Genomic DNA, 25555 nt, shown 5'->3' on the forward strand with positions numbered 1-25555 from the left:
CCCCCTGTGCCCCCCCCCCCCCCCCCACAACACACCGTTCCCGGGGGGCGTGGCCCCGCGAAAGGGCTGCATACCCATCAATGGTAGCCACGCTCCAGCTCGTCCAGCTGATGGTCAAAGCTGCGCAGGCGCGCCGACCAGGTGTACACCAGCACTTCCAAGTCGCGGTTGAGCACGGCCGTGTTGCCCCCCTCGCGCCCTTGCGAGTCACACAAGTCCAGCTGATAACGCTCGCGGGCCATGGCCGTGGCCACGCTGGAGAGGTCACGGGCGTTGGCCAGCCAGCGGTGCTGGTGGTCGTGGACTTCCCGGTCCAGCTCCCGGCATTGGCGCTTGAGCGCATCCAGGCTTTGCTCCAGCGGCGTGCCCTTGAGCTCGCCCATGACCTCCTCGAAGGTCCGCCCGGAATGCCAGTAGCTGCCCCAGAAATAGCGATCGAACACGGTTTCGACCCGCCGCAGGGCGACCTTGGTGTTCCAGATAGTCAACAGCGTATGCCCCTGGCTCACCTCGCGCTTGTTCAAGCGCAACTGTTGCCAGGCGATCCAGGCCAGCACGCAAAGCACCGCTGCCGCCGTGACCGCGGCAGCGGCATACATGAACTGTAGCGCGTGGCCCATGGAGTGGACATGGCGAATACCGTAGAAGTAACCGGCCGTCAGGATGCCCAGGATCGTCACGGAGCACCAGAAACCTGATGCGTAGGGATCTTTCATCACGCTATCCCCTGTTGTTTTACCTGAGCATAGCAACGGCCCTCTCACCCATCAGGTGCCACTCGGCGTTTTATTTCCTGGGTCGGCGCAAGGCCTCGTTGAGTTGATCGAACGGCACCGCCCAATCGGCGTCGTCTATCACGCTCTCTTTGAGAAAGGCCCGCTGGGCCTCGGTCCAGAACGGCGCATCCACCAGCTTGATCTCGTTCTTGAGCGGTGAATGGGTGGTGATGAACTTGTCGATGCTCTCGGCATCGTCCGCCAGCCCCAGTTGCTTGAACAGTTCGGCGAACGGATGGATCGGTGCTTCCATGATTCCTCCTGCGGCCGGGCGGGTCGTCCACGACGCCAGCCCGGCAATGGGTTGAGGGACATCAGCACAGTTCGCGCACTTCGGCATGCGGAACCAGCTTCAGGTACTGTTCCATGCTCATGTGGATCAAGTGATCGTGGTCACCCGCCTCCAGGTAGACATCGCCCTGGCGGGTAAGGCTCGGGTCGAGCAGCATTTTTATGTCATAGGCATCGCCAAGCGCTGGCACGGCGCCACGCTCGCAGTCGCCGAACAGGGTCGGCAGGCCGCTTTCGCGGGTCAGTTGCCAGGCGCCGGACATGCGGATCTTGCTCATGTCCAGATGCCGGTTGGCCGGTAGCACGGCCATGATGTAGTTGCCATGGCGGTCGTCGAGCATCACCGACTTGGCGACCCGCTCTGCGGGAACGCCGGCCGTGCGTGCCGACTCCAGGCTCGTGGCCGAGTGAGGATGGGGAATGATGTCGTAATCGCAGTTGGCCTTGTCCAGGCGCTGCTGCAGGGTCTTGGCCATACGCATGATGCACCTCCGGTTTACCCCCATCTGCAAGTTTAGGCCGTGGTCCGGCAGGCACGACTAAACTTCGGTAACAGGTCCGGACAAGGTGACGACAGGTGATCGCTCGCTGCTGGCGCTGGCTGCTGCTCGTGCTGTTGCTCGGCATCGTCCCGGGCGGCCAGGCGGTGCCCGGCGCCAGCGTCTGGGTGCTGAGCGTGGACGACGCCATCGGCCCGGCCAGTGCCGATTACCTGGTGCGCGGCCTGGAGCAGGCCCAGGAGCAAGGTGCGCAGCTGGTGGTGATCCGCCTGGACACGCCCGGCGGGCTGGACACCGCCATGCGCCAGATCATCAAGGCCATTCTCGCCAGCCCCGTGCCGGTGGCCAGCTTCGTCGCCCCCGGCGGCGCCCGCGCAGCCAGCGCCGGGACGTACATCCTGTACGCCAGCCACGTAGCGGCCATGGCCCCGGGCACCAACCTGGGCGCAGCCACGCCGGTGCAGGTAGGCGCGCCGTCGCCTGGCAAACCGGCGCCCGACGAGTCCCGTGAGGACGATGCCCTGGCCCGCAAGCAGGTCAACGACGCCGCGGCCTATATCCGCGGCCTGGCTCAACTGCGCGGGCGCAATGCCGACTGGGCGGAACAGGCGGTGCGCGAGGCGGTGAGCCTGTCGGCCAGCGAGGCGCTGCGCATCAAGGTCATCGACCAGGTGGCCCGCGACCTGCCCGAGCTGCTCGCACAACTGGACGGCAGGACCCTGGTCGCCGCCGACCAGCCCCGCCAGTTGCACACCGCAGGCGCGGCCATCGTCGAACACCTGCCCGACTGGCGCACTCGCCTGCTGGCGGTGATCACCAACCCGAGCGTGGCGCTGATCCTGATCATGATCGGCATCTACGGCCTGCTGTTCGAATTCATCAACCCAGGCTCCGGTGTCGGCGGCGTGGTAGGTGGGATCTGCCTGCTGCTGGCCTTGTACGCCCTGCAATTGTTGCCGGTGAGCTACGCCGGGGTGGCATTGGTGCTGCTCGGCGTGGCGTTCATGGTCGCCGAGGCGTTTTTGCCCAGCTTCGGCGTGGTCGGCTTCGGCGGCGTGGTCGCCTTCGTGGTGGGCGCGGTGATCCTGATCGACACCGACGCCCCTGGCTTCGGCATCCCGCTGGCGTTGATCGTCGCCCTGGCGGCGGTCTCGGCCCTGCTGCTCGGCGGTGTGCTGGGCATGGCCATCAAGGCACGGCAACGCGCCCTGGTCAGCGGCGATGCCGGCCTGGTCGGTAGCCTGGTCACGGTGACCCAGGTGATGGCGGACAACCCGTTCTGCGGCTCGGTGCAGGCCCAGGGCGAACAATGGCAAGCCCGGTGCGCGACCCCGTTGCAAGCTGGGCAACACGTGCGCGTGACAGCCCGCCGGGGCGTGATGCTGGAGGTCAGCGCCACCGCGCCCAGCGCGCAAGGAGAGTGACGATGTTCGTTCAATTCGGTTTCGGTGCGGTACTAGCGGTCCTGGGCCTGCTGTTGCTGTCGGCCCTGCGCATCCTGCGCGAGTACGAGCGAGGCGTAGTGTTCCAGCTGGGGCGCTTCTGGCAGGTCAAGGGGCCTGGCCTGATCCTGCTGATCCCGGGTATCCAGCAGATGGTGCGGGTCGACCTGCGTACGGTGGTGCTCGACGTGCCGACCCAGGACGTGATCACCCGCGACAACGTCTCGGTCAAGGTCAATGCCGTGGTGTATTTCCGTGTGCTCGACCCACAGAAGGCAATCATCCAGGTGGAGGATTTCTTCAGCGCCACCAGCCAGCTGGCCCAGACCACCCTGCGTGCGGTACTGGGCAAGCATGAGCTCGACGAGTTGTTGGCCGAGCGCGAGCAACTGAACTCAGACATCCGCCAGGTGCTGGACGCCCAGACCGACGCCTGGGGCATCAAGGTGGCCAATGTCGAGATCAAGCACGTCGACCTCAACGAGTCGATGGTGCGCGCCATCGCCCGCCAGGCTGAAGCCGAACGCGAGCGACGGGCCAAGGTGATCCACGCCGAAGGGGAATTGCAGGCCTCGGAGAAATTGATGCAGGCCGCGCAGATGCTCGGCAAGGAACCTGGGGCGATGCAGCTGCGCTACATGCAAACCCTGGGAACGATTGCCGGAGACAAGAGCTCGACCATCGTCTTTCCGCTGCCGGTGGACCTGCTCAAGGGGTTGGTCGACAAACAGCCGTGACATCGGGCCCGGCCCAATCGCGGGACAAGCCCGCTCCCACAGAGAGACCAGCGCTAGCCACCTGTTCTTTGGGCGACAGCCCAGCGGGTGATCTCCTAAGCAAGGCCGGTCAGACCGGTGCGCGACGCAAGGTGGCCAGGAAGGTCGCTGCACCGATGAACAGCCCGGCGAAGGTGCGGTTCAAGCGCTTCTGCTGCTTGGGCGTGCGCAGCAGCCGCAGCACGCGTGCGGCCAGCCCCGTATAGCCTGCCATCACCAGCATGTCGACGGTGATCATGGTCGCGGTGATGGCCAGGTACTGTGGCAGCAGCGGCTCATGGGGGTTGATGAACTGCGGCAGCACGGCCAGCATGAACACCAGGGCCTTGGGGTTGCTGACGTTGACCAGGAAACCTCGGAACACCAGGCTCAATGGCTTGCCGATCGGCCGCACGGCGGACGAATCGCTCATGTCCATGGGCAAGGCACGCCATTGCTTGTAGGCCAGGTACACCAGGTAGCCGACGCCGAACCATTTGATGAGCTGGAAGGCAGTCGCCGACGCCGCGAGGATGGCACCCACACCGGCGGCGATGACGGCGATCTGCACGATCAGGCCCAGTTGCAGGCCCAGGGCGTTCCAGTATCCACGCCAAAAGCCGTACTGCAGCCCGCTGGACATCGAGGCAATGGCCCCGGCACCCGGCGACAGGCTGATCACCCAGCATGCGGCAAAAAAGGCCAACCAGGTTTCCATCGACATCGCACACCTCGCTCGAACAAATGTTGCAAAACGTTAAGCTAAGGTTTTGGCGAAAAAATGACCAGAAGAATTTATAGCGTCGATGCAGATTGGGGGCGCTGCGAGCCCTTTTCCCGGGCACAAGGCCGCTTCTGTAGGCGCGGCCTTGTGCCGCGAGAGGGCTGCAAAGCAGCCCCAACACGTGAGCGCACCGCCGATACCAACAGGTAGCGCCTCAGTCGGCTCCCGTGGACTCCGGCTTGACGACGACCGGCACCTCGGTCCCACGCCAGCGGCGCACGGCCTTCTGGAAGAACTGGCTGTTCGGCACCTGCACCAGCGCCCCGCCCGCCTCGGGCGTTTCCATCAACGTGGTGTACAACAGGTTGATGGCGATCACCCGGCCCTTGACCCCGGGCTTGTCCAGGGTGTCGACCAGTTCCACCACATCGCCGATACGAAACGGGCCAACCGTGAAGATCAGCACCGCGCAGAGCAGGTTGGACAACACGCTCCAGATAGCGAAGAACGCCACCGCCGCCACGGCCACGAAGCCCGACAGCGCCGTCCACAGTACCGTTGCCGAAACGCCTAGGCGCTCCAGCACGAACAACAGCGCACTGCCCATGATCAGCCAGCGCAGGCCACCACGCACCGGCACCAGCAGTTCCGGCGGCAGCGGGTAGCGCTCGCCCAGGCTCTTCAGGCCCCGGGCGACCACCCGCTGCAGGATGAACGCGGCGATCAGGATCAGCAGGATCTGCAACCCCAGCCAGAACGCATCCATCCATTGCCCCGGCAGCAGCGAACGCAGTTCCTCCATCAGGACAGCGCCTCGAGTTCGGCCTGCATGCTCTCGAGCGTCTCCAGGGCTTCCATCCAGGCTTCCTCAAGCTCGCCTTCGCGCTGCTTGAGCTGGGTCTGGCGGGCCAGCAGGTCACGCAGTTCATCCTTGCGGGCCGCTTCGTAGAGGCTGGCCTCGCCCAGGGCGGCTTCGATCTCGGCCAGTTGCCCATGCACCTGGTTCAGCTCGGTTTCCAGCTTCTCGGCAGCGCGCTTGTGCGGCGCCAATTGCTGACGCAAGGCGGCGGCGGCCTGGCGCTGGGCCTTCTTGTCGGTCTTGTCCGGGTTGGCCGGGGCATTGCTGGCAGGGGCGCTGCGCTGGCGGTAGTCGATCAGCCAGCGGCTGTAGTCGTCCAGGTCGCCATCGAAGGCTTCGACCTTGCCATCGGCCACCAGCAGGAAGTCGTTGGTGGTGCTCTTGAGCAGGTGGCGGTCGTGGGAAACCACCACCACCGCGCCGCTGAATTCCTGCAGGGCCATGGTCAAGGCCAGGCGCATTTCCAGGTCCAGGTGGTTGGTCGGTTCGTCGAGCAGCAGCAGGTTGGGCCGCTCCCAGGCGATCAAGGCCAGGGCCAGGCGCGCCTTCTCGCCACCGGAGAAATTCACCACCGGCTCGTCGACCCGGTCACCGTGGAAGTCGAAGCCACCGAGGAAGTCACGCAGGGTCTGCTCGCGCTCGGCAGGCGCGATGCGTTGCAGGTGCAGCAACGGGCTGGCCTTGTCGTCCAGCGAGTCGAGCTGGTGCTGGGCGAAGTAGCCCACAGCCAGGTTCTCGCCACGCACCAGGCGCCCGGCGAGCGGTTGCAGTTCACCGGCCAGATTCTTGATCAGGGTCGACTTGCCGGCGCCGTTGGGGCCGAGCAGGCCAATGCGGGCCCCGGGCGCCAGCTGCAGCTTGACCTTCTCCAGGACGGCCTTGTCGCCATAGCCGAGCCGACCTTCGGAGAGGTCGAGCAAGGGGTTGGAGATCTTCTCCGACTCGCGGAACACGAAATCGAACGGCGAATCCACGTGGGCCGCCGACAGCTCTTCCATCCGCTCCAGCGCCTTGATCCGGCTCTGCGCCTGGCGGGCCTTGGTGGCCTGGGCGCGGAAGCGGGCGATGTACTTCTCCATGTGCGCACGGCGGGCCTGCTGCTTCTCGTAGGCCTGTTGCTGCTGCGCCAGGCGCTCGGCCCGGGTGCGCTCGAAGGCGGTGTAGCCACCCTTGTACAGGTTGAGCTTGCGCTGTTCGACATGCACCACATGGTCGACCACCGCATCGAGGAAGTCACGGTCGTGGGAGATCAGCAACAACGTGCCGGGGTAGCCCTTGAGCCAGTCTTCCAGCCAGAGGATGGCGTCCAGGTCCAGGTGGTTGGTGGGTTCGTCGAGCAGCAGCAGGTCGGACGGGCACATCAATGCCTGGGCCAGGTTCAGACGCATCCGCCAGCCACCGGAGAAGTCGCCGACGCGACGATCCATCTGTTCGGCAGTGAACCCGAGGCCCGCCAACAGCTTGCGCGCGCGAGCGTCGGCGGTATAGCCGTCGGCGCTGTCCAGCTCACTGTGCAGGCGTGCCAGGGCGGTGCCGTCATGGGCAGCCTCGGCGACGACCAGGTCGGCCTGGACCTTGCGCAGGCGCACGTCACCGTCGAGCACATAGTCCACCGCCAGGCGGTCGAGGGTATCGACTTCCTGGCGCATGTGGGCGATGCGCCAGTCGGCCGGCAAGTGGCAGTCGCCGCCATCGGGCGACAGCTCGCCGCGCAGCAAGGCGAACAGGCTGGATTTTCCGGCGCCGTTGGCGCCGATCAGGCCGGCCTTGTGACCGGCGTGCAGGGTCATCTCGGCGCCTTCTAGCAAGCGCTGTGGACCACGCTGTAAAGTGAGGTTGGATAGTCTGATCATGATGGTCGCGGAGTCTATCAGCTTCCCACTGGAGCACACAGGCCACCTTGACCACTGGCGAGCCCGAACATGCACAACGATTTGTGGAACCACGCTCTGGCCCTGTACGCCCGGCCAGGAGTTGAAAGCGCCTGCCTGACCTTGCAGGCACTGGGCGCTGATGTCTGCCTGCTGCTGTGCGGCACCTGGCTGCGAGCGCGCGGTGTGGCACCTGAGGCCGAGCGGGTGCGGGCATTGCAGAACCTTGCCGCGCCCTGGCAACGACAGGTCGTGGCGCCATTACGCGAGCTACGCCAACAGTGGCGTGCCGGCGCGCAGGACGACCCACAGTTGGCAATGCTGCGTGAACAGGTAAAAGGGCTGGAACTGGAAGCCGAGCGCACCTTGCTGGCACGCCTGGAGCAGCGGGCACAGGCGTGGCCCACGACGCAGGGCCACCCTGTAGAAGACTGGTTGCCCTGGCTCGCGCCGGAGCAAGCCCGCGACCACGACGCGCTGCATCAGCTGCGCGTCATGGCCGAAGGGCGTCAGGACGCCGACGAAGGCGACTGAACCGGGCTGCTGGCCGGTGCTGGCGAAGCGGCGGCCGGCGCTGCCGAGTTGGTCGCAGGCGCTGGGCTGCTGGCCGCCGGTACGGCTGGCTTGGCTTCGGCGGGCTTGCTGGCGGCCGGCTTGGCTGCAGCTGGCTTGGCCGGGGCTTTTGCCGCAGCGGGTTTGGCTGCTGGCTTGCTCGCAGTGGCCTTGGCGGCAGCAGGTTTGGCAGCCGGCTTGGCTGCGACCTTCTTGGCCGCGGTCGGTTTGGCGGCAGGCTTGGCAGCAGCAGCCTTGGTGGCGGCCGATTTGGCTGCAGGCTTCGCGGCGGCGGCCTTGGCGGCAGCTGGCTTGGCGGCCGTGGCTTTGGCAGCAGGTTTGGCAGCGGCAGCTTTAGCCGCAACTGGCTTGGCAGCAGCGGTACGCGCGGCAGGCTTGGCGGCAGCGGCCTTCGCAGCAGCAGGTTTGGCTGCAGGCTTCGCGGCGGCGCGGGTAGCCGGCTTGGCGGTAGCGGCTTTGGCGGCGGCCGGTTTTGCAGCAGGCTTGGCAGCGGCAGCGCGAGCGGTAGCCGGTTTAGCGGAAGCCTTGGCTGGGGCCTTGGCTGCAGCCGCTTTGGCGGCCGGCTTGGCCGCGGCTTTCACCGGAGTCTTGGCTGCAGGTTTGGCGACCACCCGGGCCGGGGCCTTGGCCGCGGCAGCACGTTGGTCAAGCGCCTTGCCGGCGGCTTCGCGTACTTTGCCGACACCCTGCGCCAGCTTCAGGCTTTCCTGGGCATCACGCTTGAGCTGTTGAATATAAGTGCGAGTTTGTGCCTGACGCTCTTTGAGCGAATCGAGCAACGCTTCAAGTTCGCCGGCTGCTTTCTGGGCCTTGCCCTGGGCCTTGGCTTTGCCGGCCTTGGCAGCGTCCTGCAACTTCAGGCGCGCATTGTGGAGTTTCTCCTGCGCCTTGCCACGTTGCTTTTCCAACTTGGCCAGCAGTTTCTCGGCGTCAGCCAGCGCTTGCGAGCAGGCATCTTCCAAATGTTCGAGCAGGCTGCCCGAAAGTTGTTGGAGCAGGTGCAACGGCGTACTGACTGGCTTCTTCTTGGCCGACATGGCTTACCTCCTGGCTGACGAGAGTGCGGCTCATACTATGCTTCTGCTGCTTACGCCGCTAGGGCATGTTGACAGTAATATTGATGCCGCGTTGCATGCCTGGGCTAAGTTGTTATCTTGCAGCTCGGTGCAAGTGTAGTTGGTCAATAAAGTGTTGCTGATATTTACATCTCTTTTGGCAACAAGGCTGGCATACTTTTCCTTCCTCCCAGCCGGAGTTGAACGTGCCTCGTTATCTTGTTCTGTGCCTGTGCCTGGCGGCACCTTTTGCCCTGGCCAATCCTGATACCCCTGCCAATGACCATGATCTGGCCTACAGCCTGGGCGCGAGCCTCGGTGAACGGTTGCGCGCCGAAGTCCCTGGCCTGCAGCTCGATGCGCTGGTCGAAGGGTTGCGCCAGGCCTATCAAGGCCAGCCATTGAAACTGGAAAAGCCGCGCATGCAGGCCATCCTCCAGCAACACGAAGAGCAGGCCAACACAGCGGCAGCGCAGGCGGAGGTCGAGCGGCTAGAGGCGGCCGAGAAACGCTTCATGGCCAGCGAGAGGGCCCGCGCCGGCGTGCATGAGCTGGCCGGGGGCATCCTCTATACCGAACTGGCGCGTGGCAATGGCAACACCCCCAGGGCCGGGGGCAAGGTGCAGGTACGCTACGTAGGGAAACTGCCGGATGGCTCGGTATTCGACCAGAACCTGCAACCGCAGTGGTTCAGCCTGGATTCGGTGATCGCGGGGTGGCAAGCAGCCTTGCCGCACATGAAAGCAGGGGCGAAATGGCGCCTGGTGATCCCATCGGCGCAGGCCTATGGCGCCGAAGGCGCGGGCGACCTGATCGCGCCCTACACGCCCCTGGTATTCGAGATCGAATTGCTGGCGGTCGCCGACTGACGCAGGCCGTCAGGCCTGCACCGCGCCCTCTTCCTTGTGCGCGTTGTGCAACACTTCGATCAGGCAGTCTTCCAATTCGAAACGCTCATGCAGCAAGCTGCCGAGCTTGCCCAGTTTTTCGGCGAAGCGCTCGGTGTCCTTGCACTCCCCCTTTTCGCAGTGGTCGTTGAAGGCCAGGGCGATCTGGGTGATGTCGTTGATTCGCGGGTTGATCTCTTCCGCCAGTTTCAGGGCCTTGTCGTCACCGAACGCCTTGGCTTCCGTGACCAGTTGTTCGCTGACTTCGAAATGCCAGGCCGACACGTAGTCGACCAGCACCGCACAGAAGTCGCGGTTCTTGTCCTTGTCGGCGAAGGCTGGCTTGGCATCGCGCAAGGTGCGGAAAGCCTGGACCAGCTCCTCCCGTTCCTTGAGCCAACGATCGATCAGCTTGTGAACCCCACCCCAGCGTTCCTGAGCGTTCTGACAACTATCGAGCATGGCTATCTCATCCCTTCTGGGTTGATGCCGCTGCACCTCGCGCATAAACACCGCAGCACAAAGGTGACATCAGCAGGACGGCATCGAGCAGTTGTGTTTTCGGTATGCGTGCTGGGAGATTATTCCCGCGCGTGCTGGCCTTCAAGGTACGCAGCGGACAAAGTTCATACAAGCGTTTAATCCCCTTCGAAGGCACCGCTGGTCGAACAATCCCGCCGCGCTTGCCCTGGGTCAACCTTTGCCGAGCACGTGCAACCGATACGCTACCAGCCACCCCAGGGGCAGCGCCGATAACAGCAGGAAAGCCAGCAGGCTCCATTCGGGCAGGGTCAGGTCGATGAAGCTCCAGGTCAGCGACGTGCAGTCCGGGCCGCCGAACACAAGCTGCCTGAAAGCCTCACGCCAGGACTGCTCCAACACCCGTCCAAACGGCATCTGGCAGGTCTCGACCACCACCCCCGCCCCCTGCAACCAGACATGCCGCGCCGCCAGCAGCGCGCCACCCAGCGAACTGGCCAATGCCAGCCCGGCATAGTTGCGCCTGCCACGCAGCTGAGGCCTGTGGATGATGGCGCACAGGCATACCAACGAATACACCCCCAACAACAGTCGCTGGCTGAAACACAGCGGACATGGCATCAAGTTCAACACATGCTCGAGATGGAAAGAGGCGATCAGGACCGCCATCGAGGCGAGCCAGCCTGGTAGGAAGAAAATGCGCAAACGGGCCGGCAGCATGGGCGAAGAAAGTCCCGGGTTGGATGAAGTACCCCGGAACGGTAGAGGAAAGACACGCTTTGTTTCAAGGCACTACTGGGGAGACAAGTCCCTGATTGGAAAAGGAAAGTATTCAATTTTCCGTAGGAAGTTTCTGAAGCAGGTTGTCGCAAACCCTGTCACTGGTACCGGAGAAGTTACTGGCATAAGTGCCCACGGGGTAGCGTGGGCACTTGGGTCAGGTCAGGCGCGCACGCCTTCGGGCAGAGGCAGGGCCAGCAGGCGTTCGTCCAGCAGGCCCAAGCCTTCCTGGAACAACTGGTTGCTGCGCTCGGTTTCTCCGAGCCCGGCCAGCAGGCGGGCCAATTCGGCACAGGTTTCCGGGTTGCGCTCCATGCGCAAGCTGCTCTCCAGGTAGTCGCGGGCCTTGCCCCACAGGCGGTTCTGCAGGCTCAGGCGCCCCAGGGTCAACAGCAGGCTCGGGTCTTGTGGATGCTCCTTGAGCCAGCCCTCGGCGGTTTGCAGCTGGCGTGCGGTATCGTCACCGCGCACCAGGCCATACAACCGCGCCAGGTGGCTTTCATATTGGCGCTTGAGCGCAGCCCGCAACACTTGCTCGGCCTCGCCCTGGGCACCGACGCGGCGCAATTGCTCGGCATAGGCCGACACCAGCTGCGGCTCCTGGCGCTGAGCGGCGGTAAGTTGCTGCCAGGCCCGTTCCAGCGCCTGACGGGCCGCCTGCGGGTCTTCGCCGCGGGTCGCGGCCAACCCCAGGTTCTGGCCCCAGGCACGCTGTTCCAATTCGGCCAGTTCCTTGGCTGGCAGCACCTTGCCCTTGCGCAACTCGGGCAGCAGGCGAATCAGGGCCGACCAGTCCCCGGTTTCCAGGTGCAGGCGATGCAGCAGGCGCAGCACCTGCGGGTTGTGCGGGTGGCGCTCCTGCATGGCCAGCAGGGTTTCGTGGGCACCGCCGATATCGCCACGGTCCATCTGCAATTGCGCGTGAGTCAGGGCAATGGCCAATTCGGCCTGTGGCTGGCGTTCGAGGGCACGCTCGAGCAGGTTGTCGCTTTCCTCGGCCCGGCCCAGCTCGTTGGCGGCACGCGCCGCACCAAGGTAATAGAGCAACGGCTGGCGCTCGGCCTCGGCCGCCCGGTGCAGATGGCGCTGGGCACTGGCCCAGCGGCCTTCGGCCAGATCCAGCTGGCCTTGCTCGATGGCGATACGGGTGCGCCGGCTGCGGTTGCGGCGCGACCAGGGGTTGACCACACCGGTAGAGGTCAGCACCAGGCCCACCAGGTAACGCACCAGCCAGAGCGCCACGACGATGGCAACCAGCGCCGCCAAGGCCGCCCACAGCCCGGATTGGTAACGGAACCCGCCATAGGCGATCAATACGTAGCCACTGTGCTTGGCGACCGCGATGCCCAATGCCGCGGCCAGCACGATCGCCAGCACCGCCAGCAGGTAGACACGCTTCATGGCTTGCCCCCTTCGGCTTCGGCCGGCAGGTGGCTGCGCTGGATATAGGCCTGCACCGCCGCCAGGCTCTCGCTCAGGTCAGGGGTGACCACCGAGACCGGTTGCTCGGCCAGCTCGTTGAGGCTGGCAAGCATGGCCTTGCTCTGCGGGTTGTCGGCGTTGAAGTTGGCCAGCAGCACGCTGCGCGCATCATCCAGAGCCTGCGTATAGACCTTGGCGTCGCCATTGAGCGCGGCCCACTGGGCCTGCTCGATGGTCAGGCTCAGGGCCAGGCGCAACTGGTTCAGCGACTGCCCGGACAGCAGCGGCCGCACGTTCTCCTCGGCATTGAACTCAATCTGGAAATACTTGGAGATCTCGGCCCACCACTGGGACAGGCGGCTGGCACCGTCGCCGTCGGCGGTCAGCGCACCCAGGGCGTCGGCCTTGGTATCGAATTCCGGCGACTGGGCGCTGAGCTGCTGAACCTGCTCGCGCTGGGCGGCAAGTTTGAGGAACAGCCCAGTGCGGTCCGGCTGCTCGGTGCTGTTGAGGGTCGCCAGGCTGCGGGCCAGTTGCTCGCGGGCAGCGAAGGCACCCGGGTCGCTCTGCTCGCGCAGGATCTCGTCGGCGCCTTCGACCAGTGCCTTGGCGCTGGTGATGTCCTGTAGGGCCGACAGGCGCAGGGTCGCCAGGCGCAGCAGGTGCTCGGCCTCGGCCAGGCGCCATTCCTTGCGGCTTTCACCGAGCACCGTTTCCAGGCGCTGGCTCAGGCGTTGCTGGTCGCCTTGCAACTGGGCCACCAGGCGCCGGCGATCTTCCAGCTCACTGGCCGCCGGCAGGCTGGCCAGCTGGGCGCTGATCTGCTGCTCGCGCTGCTGCAAGGAGGCCGTGCGCTCGTTGAGGGTTTGCAGGTGCTGGCCCTGGCCCTGCTCGCTGCCTTGCAGTTGGCGGACTTGCCAGACACCCCAGCCACCGACCGCGACCCCGGCTGCACCCAGCAGCAGGGCCAACAGGGCCAGGCCATTGCCAGAGCGCTTGGCAGGCGTGGCGGAGGTGGGTTCCGGCGCCTCGGACGCCGCAGGTTGTTCGTTGTTGGACAAGACAGTTTCGCTCACGTATCCATCCTTTGCATGGGGGCGCGTCGCATACAGCTTAGCGCCTTAGTCGGCAGGTGCAGCACTTCGCTGCACCGCAGCAATCAAGGCCGTGGCACTGGCGCCACGGCAATCCACAATCTGTTGGGCGCCCGCCGCCCTGGCCTGCTCGGCGACCCTGGGGCTCGGCACGAACAACGGCAGGGGCGCAAGACGCGGCCAATCGGCACCCGCCAGTTGCACCAGGTGCTCGAGCCCCTGCCCACTGCTGACCACCAGGCCATTGAGGCGTTCCGTCTCGACGCGGCGCAGCAGGGTACCGGCCGGGTACTCCGGCAGGTTGCGGCGATACAGTTCCAGATAATCGACACTAGCACCTTGCTCTCCAAGACGCCCGGCCAACAGTTCGCGACCTCCCACGCCACGGACGATCAAAACCCGCGGCCTGGCGACGTCGGCGATAGCCTCGCGCAGCTGGGGCAGCGCGAGCAAGGCCTCGCTGTCGTCGCCTTGTGCAGGGAAGCTGACATGCAGGCCATGGCCCTTGAGCACCTCGGCCGTGGCCGCGCCCACCGTGAACCAGCCCCGGCCTGGCGGCTGCAGGCCTGCCTTGGCCAGGTGTTCGAGCAGCAGGCGTGCCGCCGGCTTGCTGACCACGATGATCGCCTGGTACGCCTGCAGTTGCGCAAGCACCAAGGCCTGCGCCGTCTCGAGCACCACGGGTGCGATGGCCATCAAGGGCAGGCTGCTGCTGGCGATACCCACCTGCACGAGGCTTTGCGCCAGTGCCTGGCACTCCTCTTCAGGGCGGGTCAGCAACAGGCGCCAGGGGCTCACGGGTGGCCGGCCTCGCCATAGACTTCCTTGAGGATCGCTTCGGCGCCTTGTGCCAGCAGGTCTTCGGCAACCTGCACGCCTAGCGCCTCGGCCTCACCGCGCGGCGCCCGGGCATCGGCCACCAGCAAGGTGCCGCCGCTGGGCTGGCCGACCAGGCCACGCAGCCACAGCTGTTCGCCCTCGAGCACCGCATAGCAGGCGATCGGCACCTGGCAGCCGCCGTTCAGGCGCTTGTTCAGGGCCCGCTCGGCCACCACCCGGGCGGCCGTGTCGGCGTGGTGCAAGGGTGCCAGCAAGGCATGGATCGCCTGATCGGCGCTGCGGCACTCGATCCCCACCGCACCCTGCCCGCCCGCCGGCAGGCTGTCGTCGACACTGATGCTGGAGCGGATGCGGTCTTCGAAGCCCAGGCGGATCAGGCCGGCCGCGGCGAGGATGATGGCGTCGTATTCACCGGCATCGAGCTTGGCCAGGCGGGTGTTGACGTTGCCGCGCAGGAAGCGGATCTGCAGGTCTGGGCGGCGTGCCAGCAACTGTGCCTGGCGGCGCAGGCTGGACGTGCCGACGATGCTGCCGGCCGGCAATTCGTCGAGGCTGGCGAAACGGTTGGAAACGAAGGCATCGCGGGGGTCTTCACGCTCGCAGATGCAATAAAGGCCCAGGCCCTCGGGGAAGTCCATGGGCACGTCCTTCATCGAGTGCACGGCGATGTCGGCTTCATTGTCCAGCAGGGCAGTTTCCAGCTCCTTGACGAACAGGCCCTTGCCGCCGATCTTCGCCAGCGGCGCGTCGAGCAGCTTGTCGCCGCGGCTGACCATGGGCACCAAGGTCACGACCAGGCCGGGATGGGCCTGTTCCAGACGCGCCTTGACATATTCGGCCTGCCACAAGGCCAAGGCACTTTTACGGGTGGCAATGCGGATTTCGCGAGTGGACATGGAGCGCCCCGATCCAGAGAAATGCTGTCGATGATAACAGCATCGTCGGGGTCGCTTGCAGATAGTAGGGCTGGGTGCGCTGTTGCCTGCACCGAGCCAATCGCCGGCAAGCCGGCTCCCACAGGGATGGAGCAATAGTCGAGCCTGGCGGTAGCCTGTGGGAGCCGGCAAGCCGGCGATGGAGCCGCAACAGCCTCAGAGGGACTGCATCATCTTGCGCACGCCGGCCACATGGCGGCGGCTGACGGTCAGGGCATCGCCGTCCAGGCCTTTGAGGTACAGCTGGAAATGCCCCAGCGGCGTACGCTGCAGGCGTTCGATACGTTCACGGGCGACCAGCGCGTTGCGGTGGATGCGCACGAAGCGCTCGCCGAATTCGTCTTCCAGGGCCTTGAGCGGCTCGTCCAGCAGAACTTCGCCGGCTTCGTGGCGCAAAGTCACGTACTTGTGGTCGGCAATGAAATAGATGACCTGGGGCAACGGGATCAGCTCGATGCCTTTGCGCGTTCTTGCACTGATATGGCTGCGCGGCCCGCCGCCTTCATTGGCAGGCCGGGTGAGGGCGGCGAGCTGGGCACGGTTGGGTTTGTCGGCCTTGCGCAGGGCATCGCGCAGTGCCTGGGGCTGGATGGGTTTGGTCACATGGCTGAGGGTGCTGTCCTTGAAGGCCTGGCTCCCGTACTCATCATCACCGGTACAGAACACCACCGCTGGCGGGGCCTCGCGTTCGCACAGGCGGGCGGCGACCTGCAGGCCATCCACGCCGGGCATGCCGATGTCCAACAGGACCACATCGGGCTTGAGGCTTTCGATCAAGGCCAGGGCCTCCTCGCCGTTGGTGGCGCTGGGCTCCAGCACGGTGTAGCCCTCCAGCTCGCCAAGCAGTCTGCCAAGGCGTTCGCGGGCCAGAGGTTCGTCATCAACGATCAGGACATTCATGATTACGCTGGATTCCTGAGTGAGTCTCGCATGGGTATAGCGTAGACAGATGTAGGGTGACCGACAGCGCGGTCACGCTCTAGACCGATGCGATGGCCAAAGATTCACTGACCTGACAGATTCGCTGCCAGTCCTTTGTCCAACTGTAGACGTTCCGTGGAACACTGCCGTTCAATCGGTGAATATCCCTACCGCCCGCCCTGGCTCGTGTTTTCGGCGGATTCTCTCGACCAGCGCCCTGCGGCACACGTCCCAACCCTGCTATGATCGGCGCCACTTTTTTCGTTCACGCCTCCAACGAGTGAATCCATGAGCACCGACAAGACCAATCAGTCCTGGGGCGGCCGCTTCAGTGAGCCCGTCGACGCCTTCGTCGCCCGTTTCACCGCCTCGGTCGATTTCGACAAGCGCCTGTACCGTCACGACATCATGGGTTCGATCGCCCACGCCACGATGTTGGCGCAGGTCGGCGTGCTCACCGATGCCGAACGCGATGCCATCATCGATGGCCTGAAGACCATCCAGGGCGAGATCGAGGCCGGCAGCTTCGACTGGCGCGTGGACCTCGAAGACGTGCACATGAACATCGAGGCACGCCTGACCGACCGCATCGGCATCACCGGCAAGAAGCTGCACACCGGCCGCAGCCGCAACGACCAGGTGGCCACCGACATCCGCCTGTGGCTGCGCGACGAAATCGACCTGATCCTGGCCGAGATCACCCGCCTGCAGCAGGGCCTGCTGGAGCAGGCCGAGCGCGAAGCCGAAACCATCATGCCTGGCTTCACCCACCTGCAAACCGCCCAGCCGGTCACCTTCGGCCACCACCTGCTGGCCTGGTTCGAAATGCTCAGCCGTGACTACGAGCGCCTGGTCGACTGCCGCAAGCGCACCAACCGCATGCCCCTGGGCAGCGCCGCGCTGGCGGGCACCACCTACCCGATCGACCGCGAGCTGACCTGCAAGCTGCTGGGCTTCGAGGCCGTGGCCGGCAACTCGCTGGACGGCGTTTCGGACCGCGACTTCGCCATCGAATTCTGCGCCGCGGCAAGCCTGGCGATGATGCACCTGTCGCGCTTCTCCGAAGAGCTGGTGCTGTGGACCAGCGCCCAGTTCCAGTTCATCGACCTGCCCGACCGCTTCTGCACCGGCAGCTCGATCATGCCGCAGAAGAAGAACCCGGACGTTCCAGAACTGGTGCGCGGCAAGAGCGGCCGCGTGTTCGGCGCCCTGACCGGCCTGCTGACCCTGATGAAAGGCCAGCCGCTGGCCTACAACAAGGACAACCAGGAAGACAAGGAGCCGCTGTTCGACGCCGCCGACACTCTGCGTGATTCGCTGCGCGCCTTCGCCGACATGATCCCGGCGATCAAGCCCAAGCACGCAATCATGCGTGAAGCGGCCCTGCGCGGCTTCTCCACCGCCACCGACCTGGCCGACTACCTGGTACGCCGTGGCCTGCCGTTCCGCGATTGCCACGAGATCGTCGGCCATGCGGTTAAATACGGCGTGGATACCGGCAAGGACCTGGCCGAGATGAGCCTGGACGAGCTGCGCCAGTTCAGCGACCAGATCGAGCAGGATGTGTTCGCCGTGCTGACGCTGGAAGGCTCGGTCAATGCGCGCAACCATATCGGCGGCACCGCGCCGGCCCAGGTACGTGCAGCCGTGGCGCGCGGCAAGGCGCTGCTGGCCTCGCGCTAAGTCACCCTATGGGGCCGCCTGGCGGCCCAATCGCCGGCAAGCCGGCTCCCACAGGCCTCGCGCTGTTTTCAGAGACACCGCCATACCTGTGGGAGATCACCCATCCCTCCCGGGCTGCGCTGTCGCACAAAGAACAAGCGGCTAGCGCAGCCTACCCCTGTGGGAGCCGGCTTGCCGGCGATTGGGCTGCACAGCAGCCCCTTTCTCATCTCAACGCTTGCCGCGCACCATCTCCAGGAACGCCGGCATCGCCGCGTCCTTGTCCGCCACGATCCCCGCCATGTGCGGGTTCTGCGCCAATCTCTCCAACAACGCCTTGGCCTCGGGGAACTCCGCCAGGAAATCGATGTTCAGCACCTTCTTGCCCACCACGCAGGCCAGGTCCACCGAGAAGCAGAACATCAAATCGGCCAAAGTCATCTGCTCGCCTGCCACGTAGGGGGCGAAACGGCCATTGCGCTTGAGCGTGGCGAACCCTGCCAGCAGCTCGGTGCGGGCACGCTCCTTGACCACCGGTTCCACCGCCATGCCGAAGAAAGCTTCCGGGTAGCAGGTTCGCGCCGGCAGCTCGATGTACAACTCGATTTCCTTGACCAGCTCACGCACCTTGGCCTGGGCGAAGGCGTCTGCCGGCAGCAGCGGCTTGCCGCCTTGGGTCTGCTCGATGTAGTCGAGGATCACGCTGGTTTCGCTGAGAAAGCCATGCTCGGTCTCCAGCACCGGGATCTTGCCGCGCGGGCTGATGGCCAGGGACTGCGGGGTCTGGCCGGGGAAGAACAGGATTTCTTCGAAGGGCAGGCCTTTTTCCAGCAGCGCCAGCTTGACCATGTTGTAGTAGTTGCTGACCGCGAATCCATGAAGCTTGAGCATTGATTACAGCCTCCAGGCCGTGTGGGGTTGGCCCGGCTGTTATAGCCCCATCGTCTGCGCCTGACCAGCATCATCCGCCGGGTCGATGACCAGGCATCGCCAGCGCGGGCATGGCACACTAGGCGTCCCACTCTAGGAGAACAGCCATGAGCGAGCCCAGCGACATCGACAACAATGAAGAGGAAGCCTTCGTCGAGGCGACCCTGACCCAGGCCATCGAGAACCAGATCGAAAGCGGCGAGCCACCTGCAGCCAAGGCCACGTTCAACAAGCTGACCCTGGTTGGCTACGAGCGCGAAGATATCCTCAATCTGATGGCCCACGTGCTGGCCATCGAGATCGATGCCATGCTCGACGAAGACCGGCCGTTCAACGGCGAATGGTACGAGAACGCTCTACGCGCCCTGCCCGAGCTGCCACCTGAAGCAGATCAAGGCGACAACGACGAAGCCTGACTACACTCCAGGATCAGGCACCGAGCGCGGTGCCTCCGTCCTCGTCTGGAAGTCAGGAGTCGCCATGTCCTTCACCCCCGAACTGATCGCCGAACTGGAAGTCCTCGCCCTGTTCAACCTGGATTCGCACCAGGAAGGCATCAAGGTCCATAGCAATGCCTCCCCTGCCCTGGTGGCTGCCGCCCGGCGCCTGTACGAAAAGCAACTCACCGACCAGCCCGACGGCGGCTACCTGACCAGCCTGGGGCTCGATGCAGCCCAGAGCGTCCAGCAGGTGCTGACCATCCTCAAGGCAGCACAACCGGCCTGAGCCAGACCCGCTCCTCAGGAATACCGACACCCCCTGTAGGAGCGGGCTTGCCCCGCGATCAAGGGCGCAGCCCTTGCCACGCACAAGAAAATGACGTCAAAAAGCCACTTATCGCTTATCCGACTGCAATGCTCAGGCTAAACTCGGCGCAGCGCCTGGAAGCCCTGAGTACGCAATGAACCACCTCCACGAAATCCGCCCCGACCTCGACCAAGGCATCGACCGCAAGGAACTGGCGAAACTGCGTGCGCGCTTCCTGCAGGTCAATCAGGGGCGCCTGGAACGGGCGCGGGAAGGTCTTTCCACACGCCAGCAGTACGTATTGACCCTGCTGCCGTTGTTGTTCCACGTCAATCACCCGCTGCTGCCAGGCTACGTCTCGGGCAATACCCCCGCCGGCCTTTCTGGTTTCGAGCCCGACCCGCAGTTGCTGGCCGAGGCCCAGCGCATGGCACGTTCCTTCACCCACAAGGCCCGCCGGGGCAATACCGCGCAGCCCATCCACGGCCTGTTCCTGATGGGCAGCCTCGGCACCCTGGCCCAGGCCGAGCAAAGCGACATGGACGTATGGGTATGCCATGCCCCCGGGCTCGGCGAAGCTGAGCTGGCCGAGCTGCGGCGCAAATGCCAGCTGCTCGTGGCCTGGGCGGCCAGCCAGGGTGCCGAGGCGCACTTCTTTCTCATAGAGCCCAAGGGGTTCGTCGAAGGCGAGCGCAATGGCCAGCTCAGCTCAGACGACTGCGGCACCACCCAGCACTATCTGCTGCTGGACGAGTTCTACCGCACCGCCATCTGGCTGGGCGGGCGTACCCCGCTATGGTGGCTGGTGCCGGTGTATGAAGAACACAATTACCTGGCCTACACCCAGACGCTGCTGTCAAAGCGCTTCATCCGCGCGGAAGATGACGTTGACCTCGGCCACTTGGCGCACATACCGCCTGGCGAATTCGTCGGGGCCGGCCTATGGCAGCTGTTCAAGGGCATCGACTCACCCTACAAATCGTTGCTCAAGCTGTTGTTGACCGAAGCCTACGCCAACGAACACCCTGGCGTGCGCTGCCTGAGCCTGGACTACAAGCAGGCGGTATTCGCCAATCACCTGGACCTAGACGCCCTGGATCCGTACGTGATGGTCTACCGGCGCATCGAACAATATCTGCAGAGCCGCGGCGAAACCGCACGCCTCGAACTGGTGCGGCGCAGCCTGTATCTGAAGGTCAACAAGAAGCTCAGCGAACTCGGCCGCGCCCGTGCCGGTGGCTGGCAACGCCGCTTGCTGCAACGCCTGACAGAGGAGTGGGGCTGGGGCGAACGCCAACTGGCGATGCTCGACAGCCGCGCCCAGTGGAAGGTACGCCAGGTTGCCGCCGAACGCCGCGAGCTGGTGGCCGAGCTGAACCACAGCTACCGCTTCCTCACCCAGTTCGCCCGCGCCCAGAATGCCAGTTCCCGGGCTGACCAGCGCGACCTCAATGTCCTGGGTCGGCGCCTGTATGCGGCCTTCGAGCGCCGCGCGGGCAAGATCGAAGTGATCAACCCAGGCATCGCGCCGGACCTGGCCGAGGACACCCTGACCCTGGTGCAATCGCCCAATCGCAAGGAGCCCGGCACCTATCACTGGGGCTTGTACAACGGCAACCTGGGTGTGCACGAATGGGAGCATTTCAGCCCGATCAAGCGCTGCCGCGAGCTGCTCGAACTGCTCACCTGGGCCCATCGCAACGGCGTGATCGACAGCAGCACGCGCCTGGCGCTGCACCCAGGGAGCAGCGACCTGACCGAGTTCGAGCTGTTCAACCTGCTGGGCAGCCTGCAGCAGACGATCACACTGCCGCTGGAGACGGTCAGCGAGATCCGCCTGCTGCAACCGAGCGTGGCCGAAGAGATCCTGCTGCTGGTCAACGTCGGCATCGACCCATTGCGCCAGCATCGTGACCTGAACATCCTGATGACCACCGAGCGCACCGATTCACTGAGCTACGCAGGCGTGCGCGAGAACCTGGTGCTGACCCTGGACCAAGTCACCCTCAACAGCTGGAACGAAGTGCTGGTGCACCGCTACGACGGCGAACACGCCCTGGTGCGCTGCCTGCGCGACTACCTCAATAGCCTCGGCCAGCACCGCCATCGCCCACGCCTGCGAGTGCGCTGCTTCTGCCACAGCCGCGCCCAGGCCATCACCCAGCGGGTCGAGGAGGTCTTCGCGACCGTACAACAGCTTCTCGACCAGGGCCTGAACCACCGCTACCTGTTGCAGGTGGCGCAGCATACCCATGTGCTGGAACTCGAACCCGGCCAGGTCACCCTCGCCACGCTCCCCGACCACGACGCAGTGCTGGCGTGCCTGAGCGAAGAGCGTGGCGCGTACAGCCCCCTGCACCTGGACGCCAACGCGCTGCAGGACCATGACCTGCCACTGGTCCTGGAACAGGGGCGGCCCCATTGCATCCAGGTGTTCTACCGCCTGTTCGAGGGCTGGGCCGAGCTGTATGTGCTGGATGAATACAACGCCCTGTGGCAACAGCGCCTGCCCTTGCAGGACGAAACGCACCTGCTGCTGCCGTTGCAACGCTTCCTGCGCTCGGTAGTGGTGCGCCGCGATGCTCAGCTGCCGTTGGACAGCCTGCAGCAGGCATCGCTGGAGACCCTCTACTACCAGCTGCTGCCGTCGGGCAACGGCAAGGCGCGCAGCCTGGAGCCCCGGCCAGTACCGAGCGAAGGGGCCGACCGGGGTGGTTATGATGTGCAGGCGATCCTGCAGGCAGGCGCAGGAGGTGAGGTGCACGTCACGCTCTACTGCGACCAGCTGGAGTTCTCCGAGCTGGAACATGGAGACCAGCTCTATGCCGTGGTCGCTCGCCAGATCCTCGGCCGGCGCCGCAGTGCAGGCAGCTACAGGTGCTACATCACCGACCTGGATCTGTCCGAGCTGCTGGGTGAAGAATCGGGCTCGACCGCGCTGTACCTGCGCTACAAGACCGAGCTGGAGAAGGCGTTGAATGAAGGGCTGGAGCAGTTGCAGGCGATGCGGGAGCCTTGAGATCGGGCCGCAAAGCGGCCCCTACCCGAATGCCTGTCAGTTAAGCCTTATCGGCTGCATTTGGGGCTGCTTCGCAGCCCATCGCCGGCAGGCCGGCGCCCACAGGTTCCGCGGTGTCTACAACAGCAGCGCAAGATAGGTGAGAGCCGGCTTGCCGGCGATGGGGCCTTAACTGACAGGCATTACCCCATTCCCAGCGTTTTCAGAGATCGAAATCACCCGCCGCTTCCGGCTGGTACTCGACCTCCAGCAACGTCAGCTTGAGGGTCTTGCCGCCTGGGGCCGGCCAGTCGATCTGCTCGCCTACCGACAACCCCAGCAGCGCACAGCCGATCGGCGCGAGGATCGAAACCTTGCCTTCGCCGCCGGCATCCTTCGGGTATACCAGGGTCAGGTGGTAGTCCTTGCCGCTGGCTTCCTCGCGGCAGTGCACGCGCGAGTTCATGGTCACCACGCCGGCCGGGACCTCCTCGTGACCCACCACCTGTTCGGCGCGGTCCAGCTCGTCCTGCAGGGCGAGCACACCCGGCGTACTTTCGTCGAGGCTGTCGATCAGACGCTCCAGACGTTGTACGTCCAATCGGGTGAGGATGAGGGAAGGCTTGGTGCTCATGATCCAGTCAGACTCCTTTTTAACAGGCAGATAAAGCAAAACCCCGCCCAAGGGCGGGGTTTGTGAATGCTTTTGGCGTCATCGACGCAAACCCGACACTACCACAGCCGGGTAAATACTCAAGCCCAAGGCATCGCTAGGCGCTGTGCTGTTCCCGCAACGCCTGGGCTTCGCGGCAGATCTGGCGGCGCCGTTCGTCGTCGGCCGACCGCCACTCGCGGATATGCTCCACATGACGGAAACAGCCGGTGCAGACCCTACGCTCGTCGAGCCGGCAAACGCTGACACACGGCGAAGGTACCGCCGGGCTTACGTTGCTGTACAGCGGCTTGGGCGGTCGGGGTTGCTCGCTCATCTCAGATCTCGTCGAAGTCCAGCTTCTCGCCGGCCCGCTCCCAGACGATGCGCTCGAGCATCTCGCCCAGCAGCTCCTCGCTCTTCTCGCACACCCACTTGCCGCTCTCTTCGTCGTAGTCGAAGTGGAAGCCCCCCGAGCGGTCGGCCAGCCACAGCTGGCGCAGCGGCTCCTGGCGGCTAAAGATCAGCTGGCTGCCGCTGTCGAACTTGATGGTGAGCACCCCGGCGGAGTTCTCCATGTCCACATCCAGCCCGCTCTCATCGAACAGGTCTTCCAGGGCCTGTTGGGTCGCGTCGACCAGGTCGTGGAAACGCGCTTCGCTCAAACTCATTGCAGGAACCTCGAAATTGGCTGCTTACGGCAAGCCGGGCAAGATACGGGCGCTTGCCGGCGAATGCAAAGGTTAGCATCTGTGTCGGCGGCGCTCTGTTGCCGGGTAGCCCCGCCAACAGCATGCACGCTGTACGTCCGCCAGGCGGACCGGTCCTTGCATAGGCAAGCCCGCAGGCGCTCGGTATACTCGGGCGTAATACTGCATATTTCAAAGGATTCGCCAATGAAGCGCCTGATTTCCTCCCTCGCGGCGCTGGTCGCGGTTGCCTGCCTCGTTTCGGCCTGCGGTCAGAAGGGCCCTCTGTACCTGCCTGAAGAAGGCAAGGACGGCAAGGACAGCCACAAGTCGCACCAGCATCAAGCTGCCGAGCCGGCTGCGCCGGTCGATGCCGCCGAACCCGCCCAGCAAGAGCCGCAGCCCGCGCAGTAAGGAAATCCAATGGACGCTTTCAACTACCGCGACGGCGAGCTGTTCGCGGAAGGCGTGGCCCTGTCGGCCATTGCCGAACGTTTCGGTACCCCCACCTACGTCTACTCGCGCGCTCACATCGAAGCCCAGTACCGCAGCTACGCCGACGCCCTGCACGGCGTCGAGCACCTGGTGTGCTTCGCGGTCAAGGCCAACTCCAACCTGGGCGTGCTGAACGTCCTGGCACGCCTGGGCGCGGGCTTCGACATCGTCTCCGGCGGTGAGCTGGAGCGTGTACTGGCCGCTGGCGGGCGCGCCGATCGCGTGGTGTTCTCCGGCGTCGGCAAGACCCGCGATGACATGCGCCGTGCCCTGGAAGTGGGCGTGCACTGCTTCAACGTCGAATCCACCGACGAGCTCGAGCGCCTGCAGGTCGTGGCGGCCGAGATGGGCAAGGTCGCACCGGTGTCGCTGCGCGTGAACCCGGACGTCGATGCAGGTACCCACCCGTACATCTCCACCGGCCTCAAGGAAAACAAGTTCGGCATCGCCATCGCCGATGCCGAGGCCATCTACGTGCGCGCCGCGCAGTTGCCCAACCTGGAGGTGGTCGGTGTCGACTGCCATATCGGTTCGCAGCTGACCACCGTCGAACCCTTCCTCGATGCCCTCGACCGCCTGCTGGTGCTGGTCGACCGCCTGGCCGAATGCGGTATCCACCTGCGCCACCTGGATCTGGGTGGCGGCGTCGGCGTGCGCTACCGCGACGAACAGCCGCCGCAGGTGGCCGACTACATCAAGGCGATCCGCGAGCGCGTAGGCGAACGCGACCTGGCCCTGGTGTTCGAGCCTGGCCGCTACATCGTGGCCAATGCCGGCGTACTGCTGACCCAGGTCGAGTACCTCAAGCACACCGAGCACAAGGACTTCGCCATCATCGATGCGGCGATGAACGACCTGATCCGCCCGGCCCTTTACCAGGCCTGGATGGGCGTCAGCGCGGTCAAGCCACGCCAGGGCGAAGGCCGCAGCTACGACCTGGTCGGCCCGATCTGCGAGACCGGTGACTTCCTGGCCAAGGAGCGTGTGCTGGACCTGGCCGAAGGTGATTTGCTGGCCGTGCAGTCCGCGGGCGCCTATGGTTTTGTCATGAGCTCGAATTACAACACCCGTGGCCGCTGTGCCGAAGTGCTGGTCGACGGCGACCAGGCCTTCGAGGTCCGTCGCCGGGAAACCATCGCCGAACTGTTCGCCGGCGAAAGCCTGCTCCCGGAGTGAC

General features: G+C 64.9%; 28 protein-coding genes. 10 read left to right on the plus strand and 18 right to left on the minus strand.

The window, feature by feature from the left end; translation table 11 throughout:
• Nucleotides 1-77: 77 nt before the first annotated feature.
• The 3 genes from IRZ56_RS08800 to IRZ56_RS08810 all read right to left on the minus strand — a co-directional run bounded on the left by IRZ56_RS08800 (nucleotide 78) and on the right by IRZ56_RS08810 (nucleotide 1549).
• On the minus strand, nucleotides 78-716 hold the full coding sequence (locus IRZ56_RS08800; RefSeq protein WP_196144608.1) for an NADH:ubiquinone oxidoreductase subunit N: 639 nt from the start codon (nucleotides 714-716) through the stop codon (nucleotides 78-80).
• A gap of 70 nt (nucleotides 717-786) precedes the next feature.
• Nucleotides 787-1029, minus strand: coding sequence for a DUF2789 domain-containing protein (locus IRZ56_RS08805; protein WP_196144609.1), 243 nt, complete (start codon nucleotides 1027-1029; stop codon nucleotides 787-789).
• Nucleotides 1030-1090: 61 nt separating this feature from the next.
• Nucleotides 1091-1549, minus strand: coding sequence for an aminoacyl-tRNA deacylase (locus IRZ56_RS08810; protein ID WP_084855408.1), 459 nt, complete (start codon nucleotides 1547-1549; stop codon nucleotides 1091-1093).
• A 95-nt stretch (nucleotides 1550-1644) separates the two neighbouring features.
• On the opposite strand from IRZ56_RS08810, the gene IRZ56_RS08815 reads away from it, so the two are divergent.
• On the plus strand, nucleotides 1645-2991 hold the full coding sequence (locus IRZ56_RS08815) for an NfeD family protein (RefSeq protein ID WP_196144610.1): 1347 nt from the start codon (nucleotides 1645-1647) through the stop codon (nucleotides 2989-2991).
• A gap of 2 nt (nucleotides 2992-2993) precedes the next feature.
• Nucleotides 2994-3746 (plus strand): slipin family protein, encoded by a 753-nt coding sequence (locus IRZ56_RS08820; protein ID WP_196144611.1) that lies wholly within the window; start codon nucleotides 2994-2996, stop codon nucleotides 3744-3746.
• Between the two features lie 109 nt (nucleotides 3747-3855).
• On the opposite strand, the gene IRZ56_RS08825 is transcribed toward IRZ56_RS08820, so the two are convergent.
• The 3 genes from IRZ56_RS08825 to IRZ56_RS08835 form a co-directional block, all read right to left on the minus strand.
• Nucleotides 3856-4488 (minus strand): LysE family transporter, encoded by a 633-nt coding sequence (locus IRZ56_RS08825; protein ID WP_196144612.1) that lies wholly within the window; start codon nucleotides 4486-4488, stop codon nucleotides 3856-3858.
• Between the two features lie 214 nt (nucleotides 4489-4702).
• Nucleotides 4703-5290 (minus strand): mechanosensitive ion channel family protein, encoded by a 588-nt coding sequence (locus IRZ56_RS08830; RefSeq protein WP_196144613.1) that lies wholly within the window; start codon nucleotides 5288-5290, stop codon nucleotides 4703-4705.
• Nucleotides 5290-7200, minus strand: coding sequence for an ATP-binding cassette domain-containing protein (locus IRZ56_RS08835; RefSeq protein ID WP_196144614.1), 1911 nt, complete (start codon nucleotides 7198-7200; stop codon nucleotides 5290-5292). The genes IRZ56_RS08830 and IRZ56_RS08835 overlap by 1 nt, the downstream gene beginning before the upstream one ends.
• Nucleotides 7201-7269: 69 nt before the next feature.
• On the opposite strand from IRZ56_RS08835, the gene IRZ56_RS08840 reads away from it, so the two are divergent.
• Nucleotides 7270-7752 (plus strand): TIGR02444 family protein, encoded by a 483-nt coding sequence (locus IRZ56_RS08840; RefSeq protein WP_196144615.1) that lies wholly within the window; start codon nucleotides 7270-7272, stop codon nucleotides 7750-7752.
• On the opposite strand, the gene IRZ56_RS08845 is transcribed toward IRZ56_RS08840, so the two are convergent.
• On the minus strand, nucleotides 7728-8828 hold the full coding sequence (locus IRZ56_RS08845; protein WP_196144616.1) for an AlgP family protein: 1101 nt from the start codon (nucleotides 8826-8828) through the stop codon (nucleotides 7728-7730). The genes IRZ56_RS08840 and IRZ56_RS08845 overlap by 25 nt on opposite strands.
• A gap of 224 nt (nucleotides 8829-9052) precedes the next feature.
• Between IRZ56_RS08845 and IRZ56_RS08850 the strand changes: the two genes are divergently transcribed.
• Nucleotides 9053-9715, plus strand: a complete 663-nt coding sequence (locus IRZ56_RS08850) for an FKBP-type peptidyl-prolyl cis-trans isomerase (RefSeq protein ID WP_196144617.1) — start codon at nucleotides 9053-9055, stop codon at nucleotides 9713-9715.
• A 9-nt stretch (nucleotides 9716-9724) separates the two neighbouring features.
• On the opposite strand, the gene rsd is transcribed toward IRZ56_RS08850, so the two are convergent.
• The 7 genes from rsd to IRZ56_RS08880 form a co-directional block, all read right to left on the minus strand.
• Complete coding sequence (rsd, locus tag IRZ56_RS08855; protein WP_196144618.1) at nucleotides 9725-10195, minus strand: sigma D regulator; 471 nt, start codon at nucleotides 10193-10195, stop codon at nucleotides 9725-9727.
• Between the two features lie 231 nt (nucleotides 10196-10426).
• The gene (locus IRZ56_RS08860; RefSeq protein ID WP_196144619.1) at nucleotides 10427-10933 is read right to left on the minus strand and encodes a disulfide bond formation protein B; all 507 of its coding nucleotides are present in this window, start codon (nucleotides 10931-10933) and stop codon (nucleotides 10427-10429) included.
• Nucleotides 10934-11155: 222 nt separating this feature from the next.
• On the minus strand, nucleotides 11156-12394 hold the full coding sequence (locus IRZ56_RS08865) for a heme biosynthesis HemY N-terminal domain-containing protein (RefSeq protein WP_196144620.1): 1239 nt from the start codon (nucleotides 12392-12394) through the stop codon (nucleotides 11156-11158).
• Nucleotides 12391-13491 carry a uroporphyrinogen-III C-methyltransferase gene (locus tag IRZ56_RS23140; protein WP_196166407.1) on the minus strand — a complete coding sequence of 367 codons (1101 nt, stop codon included), beginning with the start codon at nucleotides 13489-13491 and terminating at the stop codon, nucleotides 12391-12393. The genes IRZ56_RS08865 and IRZ56_RS23140 overlap by 4 nt, the downstream gene beginning before the upstream one ends.
• A 45-nt stretch (nucleotides 13492-13536) precedes the next feature.
• Nucleotides 13537-14307 (minus strand): uroporphyrinogen-III synthase, encoded by a 771-nt coding sequence (locus tag IRZ56_RS23145; protein ID WP_196166406.1) that lies wholly within the window; start codon nucleotides 14305-14307, stop codon nucleotides 13537-13539.
• Entirely contained in the window at nucleotides 14304-15245 is a 942-nt protein-coding gene (gene hemC / locus IRZ56_RS08875) for a hydroxymethylbilane synthase (protein WP_196144621.1), read from the minus strand. The genes IRZ56_RS23145 and hemC overlap by 4 nt, the downstream gene beginning before the upstream one ends.
• Nucleotides 15246-15440: 195 nt before the next feature.
• A complete protein-coding gene (locus IRZ56_RS08880) occupies nucleotides 15441-16184 on the minus strand; it encodes a LytR/AlgR family response regulator transcription factor (protein ID WP_196144622.1) in 744 nt (247 codons plus the stop codon).
• Nucleotides 16185-16493: 309 nt separating this feature from the next.
• Between IRZ56_RS08880 and argH the strand changes: the two genes are divergently transcribed.
• Nucleotides 16494-17888, plus strand: a complete 1395-nt coding sequence (argH, locus tag IRZ56_RS08885) for an argininosuccinate lyase (RefSeq protein ID WP_070572082.1) — start codon at nucleotides 16494-16496, stop codon at nucleotides 17886-17888.
• 210 nt (nucleotides 17889-18098) lie between these two features.
• On the opposite strand, the gene IRZ56_RS08890 is transcribed toward argH, so the two are convergent.
• Nucleotides 18099-18758 carry a glutathione S-transferase gene (locus IRZ56_RS08890; RefSeq protein ID WP_196144623.1) on the minus strand — a complete coding sequence of 220 codons (660 nt, stop codon included), beginning with the start codon at nucleotides 18756-18758 and terminating at the stop codon, nucleotides 18099-18101.
• 146 nt (nucleotides 18759-18904) lie between these two features.
• On the opposite strand from IRZ56_RS08890, the gene IRZ56_RS08895 reads away from it, so the two are divergent.
• From IRZ56_RS08895 to IRZ56_RS08905, 3 genes are all read left to right on the plus strand, one after another.
• A complete protein-coding gene (locus IRZ56_RS08895; protein WP_084855390.1) occupies nucleotides 18905-19213 on the plus strand; it encodes a hypothetical protein in 309 nt (102 codons plus the stop codon).
• Between the two features lie 64 nt (nucleotides 19214-19277).
• Nucleotides 19278-19523 (plus strand): TIGR02647 family protein, encoded by a 246-nt coding sequence (locus tag IRZ56_RS08900; protein ID WP_084855389.1) that lies wholly within the window; start codon nucleotides 19278-19280, stop codon nucleotides 19521-19523.
• Between the two features lie 175 nt (nucleotides 19524-19698).
• Nucleotides 19699-22563: a class I adenylate cyclase gene (locus IRZ56_RS08905; RefSeq protein WP_196144624.1), complete on the plus strand. Its 2865-nt coding sequence runs from the start codon at nucleotides 19699-19701 to the stop codon at nucleotides 22561-22563.
• 202 nt (nucleotides 22564-22765) lie between these two features.
• Here the strand turns inward: IRZ56_RS08905 and rnk are convergent, their stop codons facing one another.
• The 3 genes from rnk to cyaY form a co-directional block, all read right to left on the minus strand.
• The gene (gene rnk, locus IRZ56_RS08910; protein WP_084855387.1) at nucleotides 22766-23176 is read right to left on the minus strand and encodes a nucleoside diphosphate kinase regulator; all 411 of its coding nucleotides are present in this window, start codon (nucleotides 23174-23176) and stop codon (nucleotides 22766-22768) included.
• A 136-nt stretch (nucleotides 23177-23312) separates the two neighbouring features.
• Nucleotides 23313-23531: a DUF1289 domain-containing protein gene (locus tag IRZ56_RS08915; protein ID WP_196144625.1), complete on the minus strand. Its 219-nt coding sequence runs from the start codon at nucleotides 23529-23531 to the stop codon at nucleotides 23313-23315.
• A 1-nt stretch (nucleotide 23532) separates the two neighbouring features.
• Nucleotides 23533-23865 carry an iron donor protein CyaY gene (gene cyaY / locus IRZ56_RS08920; protein ID WP_043213409.1) on the minus strand — a complete coding sequence of 111 codons (333 nt, stop codon included), beginning with the start codon at nucleotides 23863-23865 and terminating at the stop codon, nucleotides 23533-23535.
• A gap of 225 nt (nucleotides 23866-24090) precedes the next feature.
• On the opposite strand from cyaY, the gene lptM reads away from it, so the two are divergent.
• A complete protein-coding gene (gene lptM, locus IRZ56_RS08925; RefSeq protein ID WP_196144626.1) occupies nucleotides 24091-24297 on the plus strand; it encodes an LPS translocon maturation chaperone LptM in 207 nt (68 codons plus the stop codon).
• A gap of 9 nt (nucleotides 24298-24306) precedes the next feature.
• Entirely contained in the window at nucleotides 24307-25554 is a 1248-nt protein-coding gene (lysA, locus tag IRZ56_RS08930) for a diaminopimelate decarboxylase (protein WP_196144627.1), read from the plus strand.
• Nucleotide 25555 lies beyond the last annotated feature (1 nt).

Source organism: Pseudomonas guariconensis (assembly GCF_015680235.1).
In the GTDB taxonomy this organism is placed as follows: Bacteria; Pseudomonadota; Gammaproteobacteria; order Pseudomonadales; family Pseudomonadaceae; genus Aquipseudomonas; species Aquipseudomonas guariconensis_A.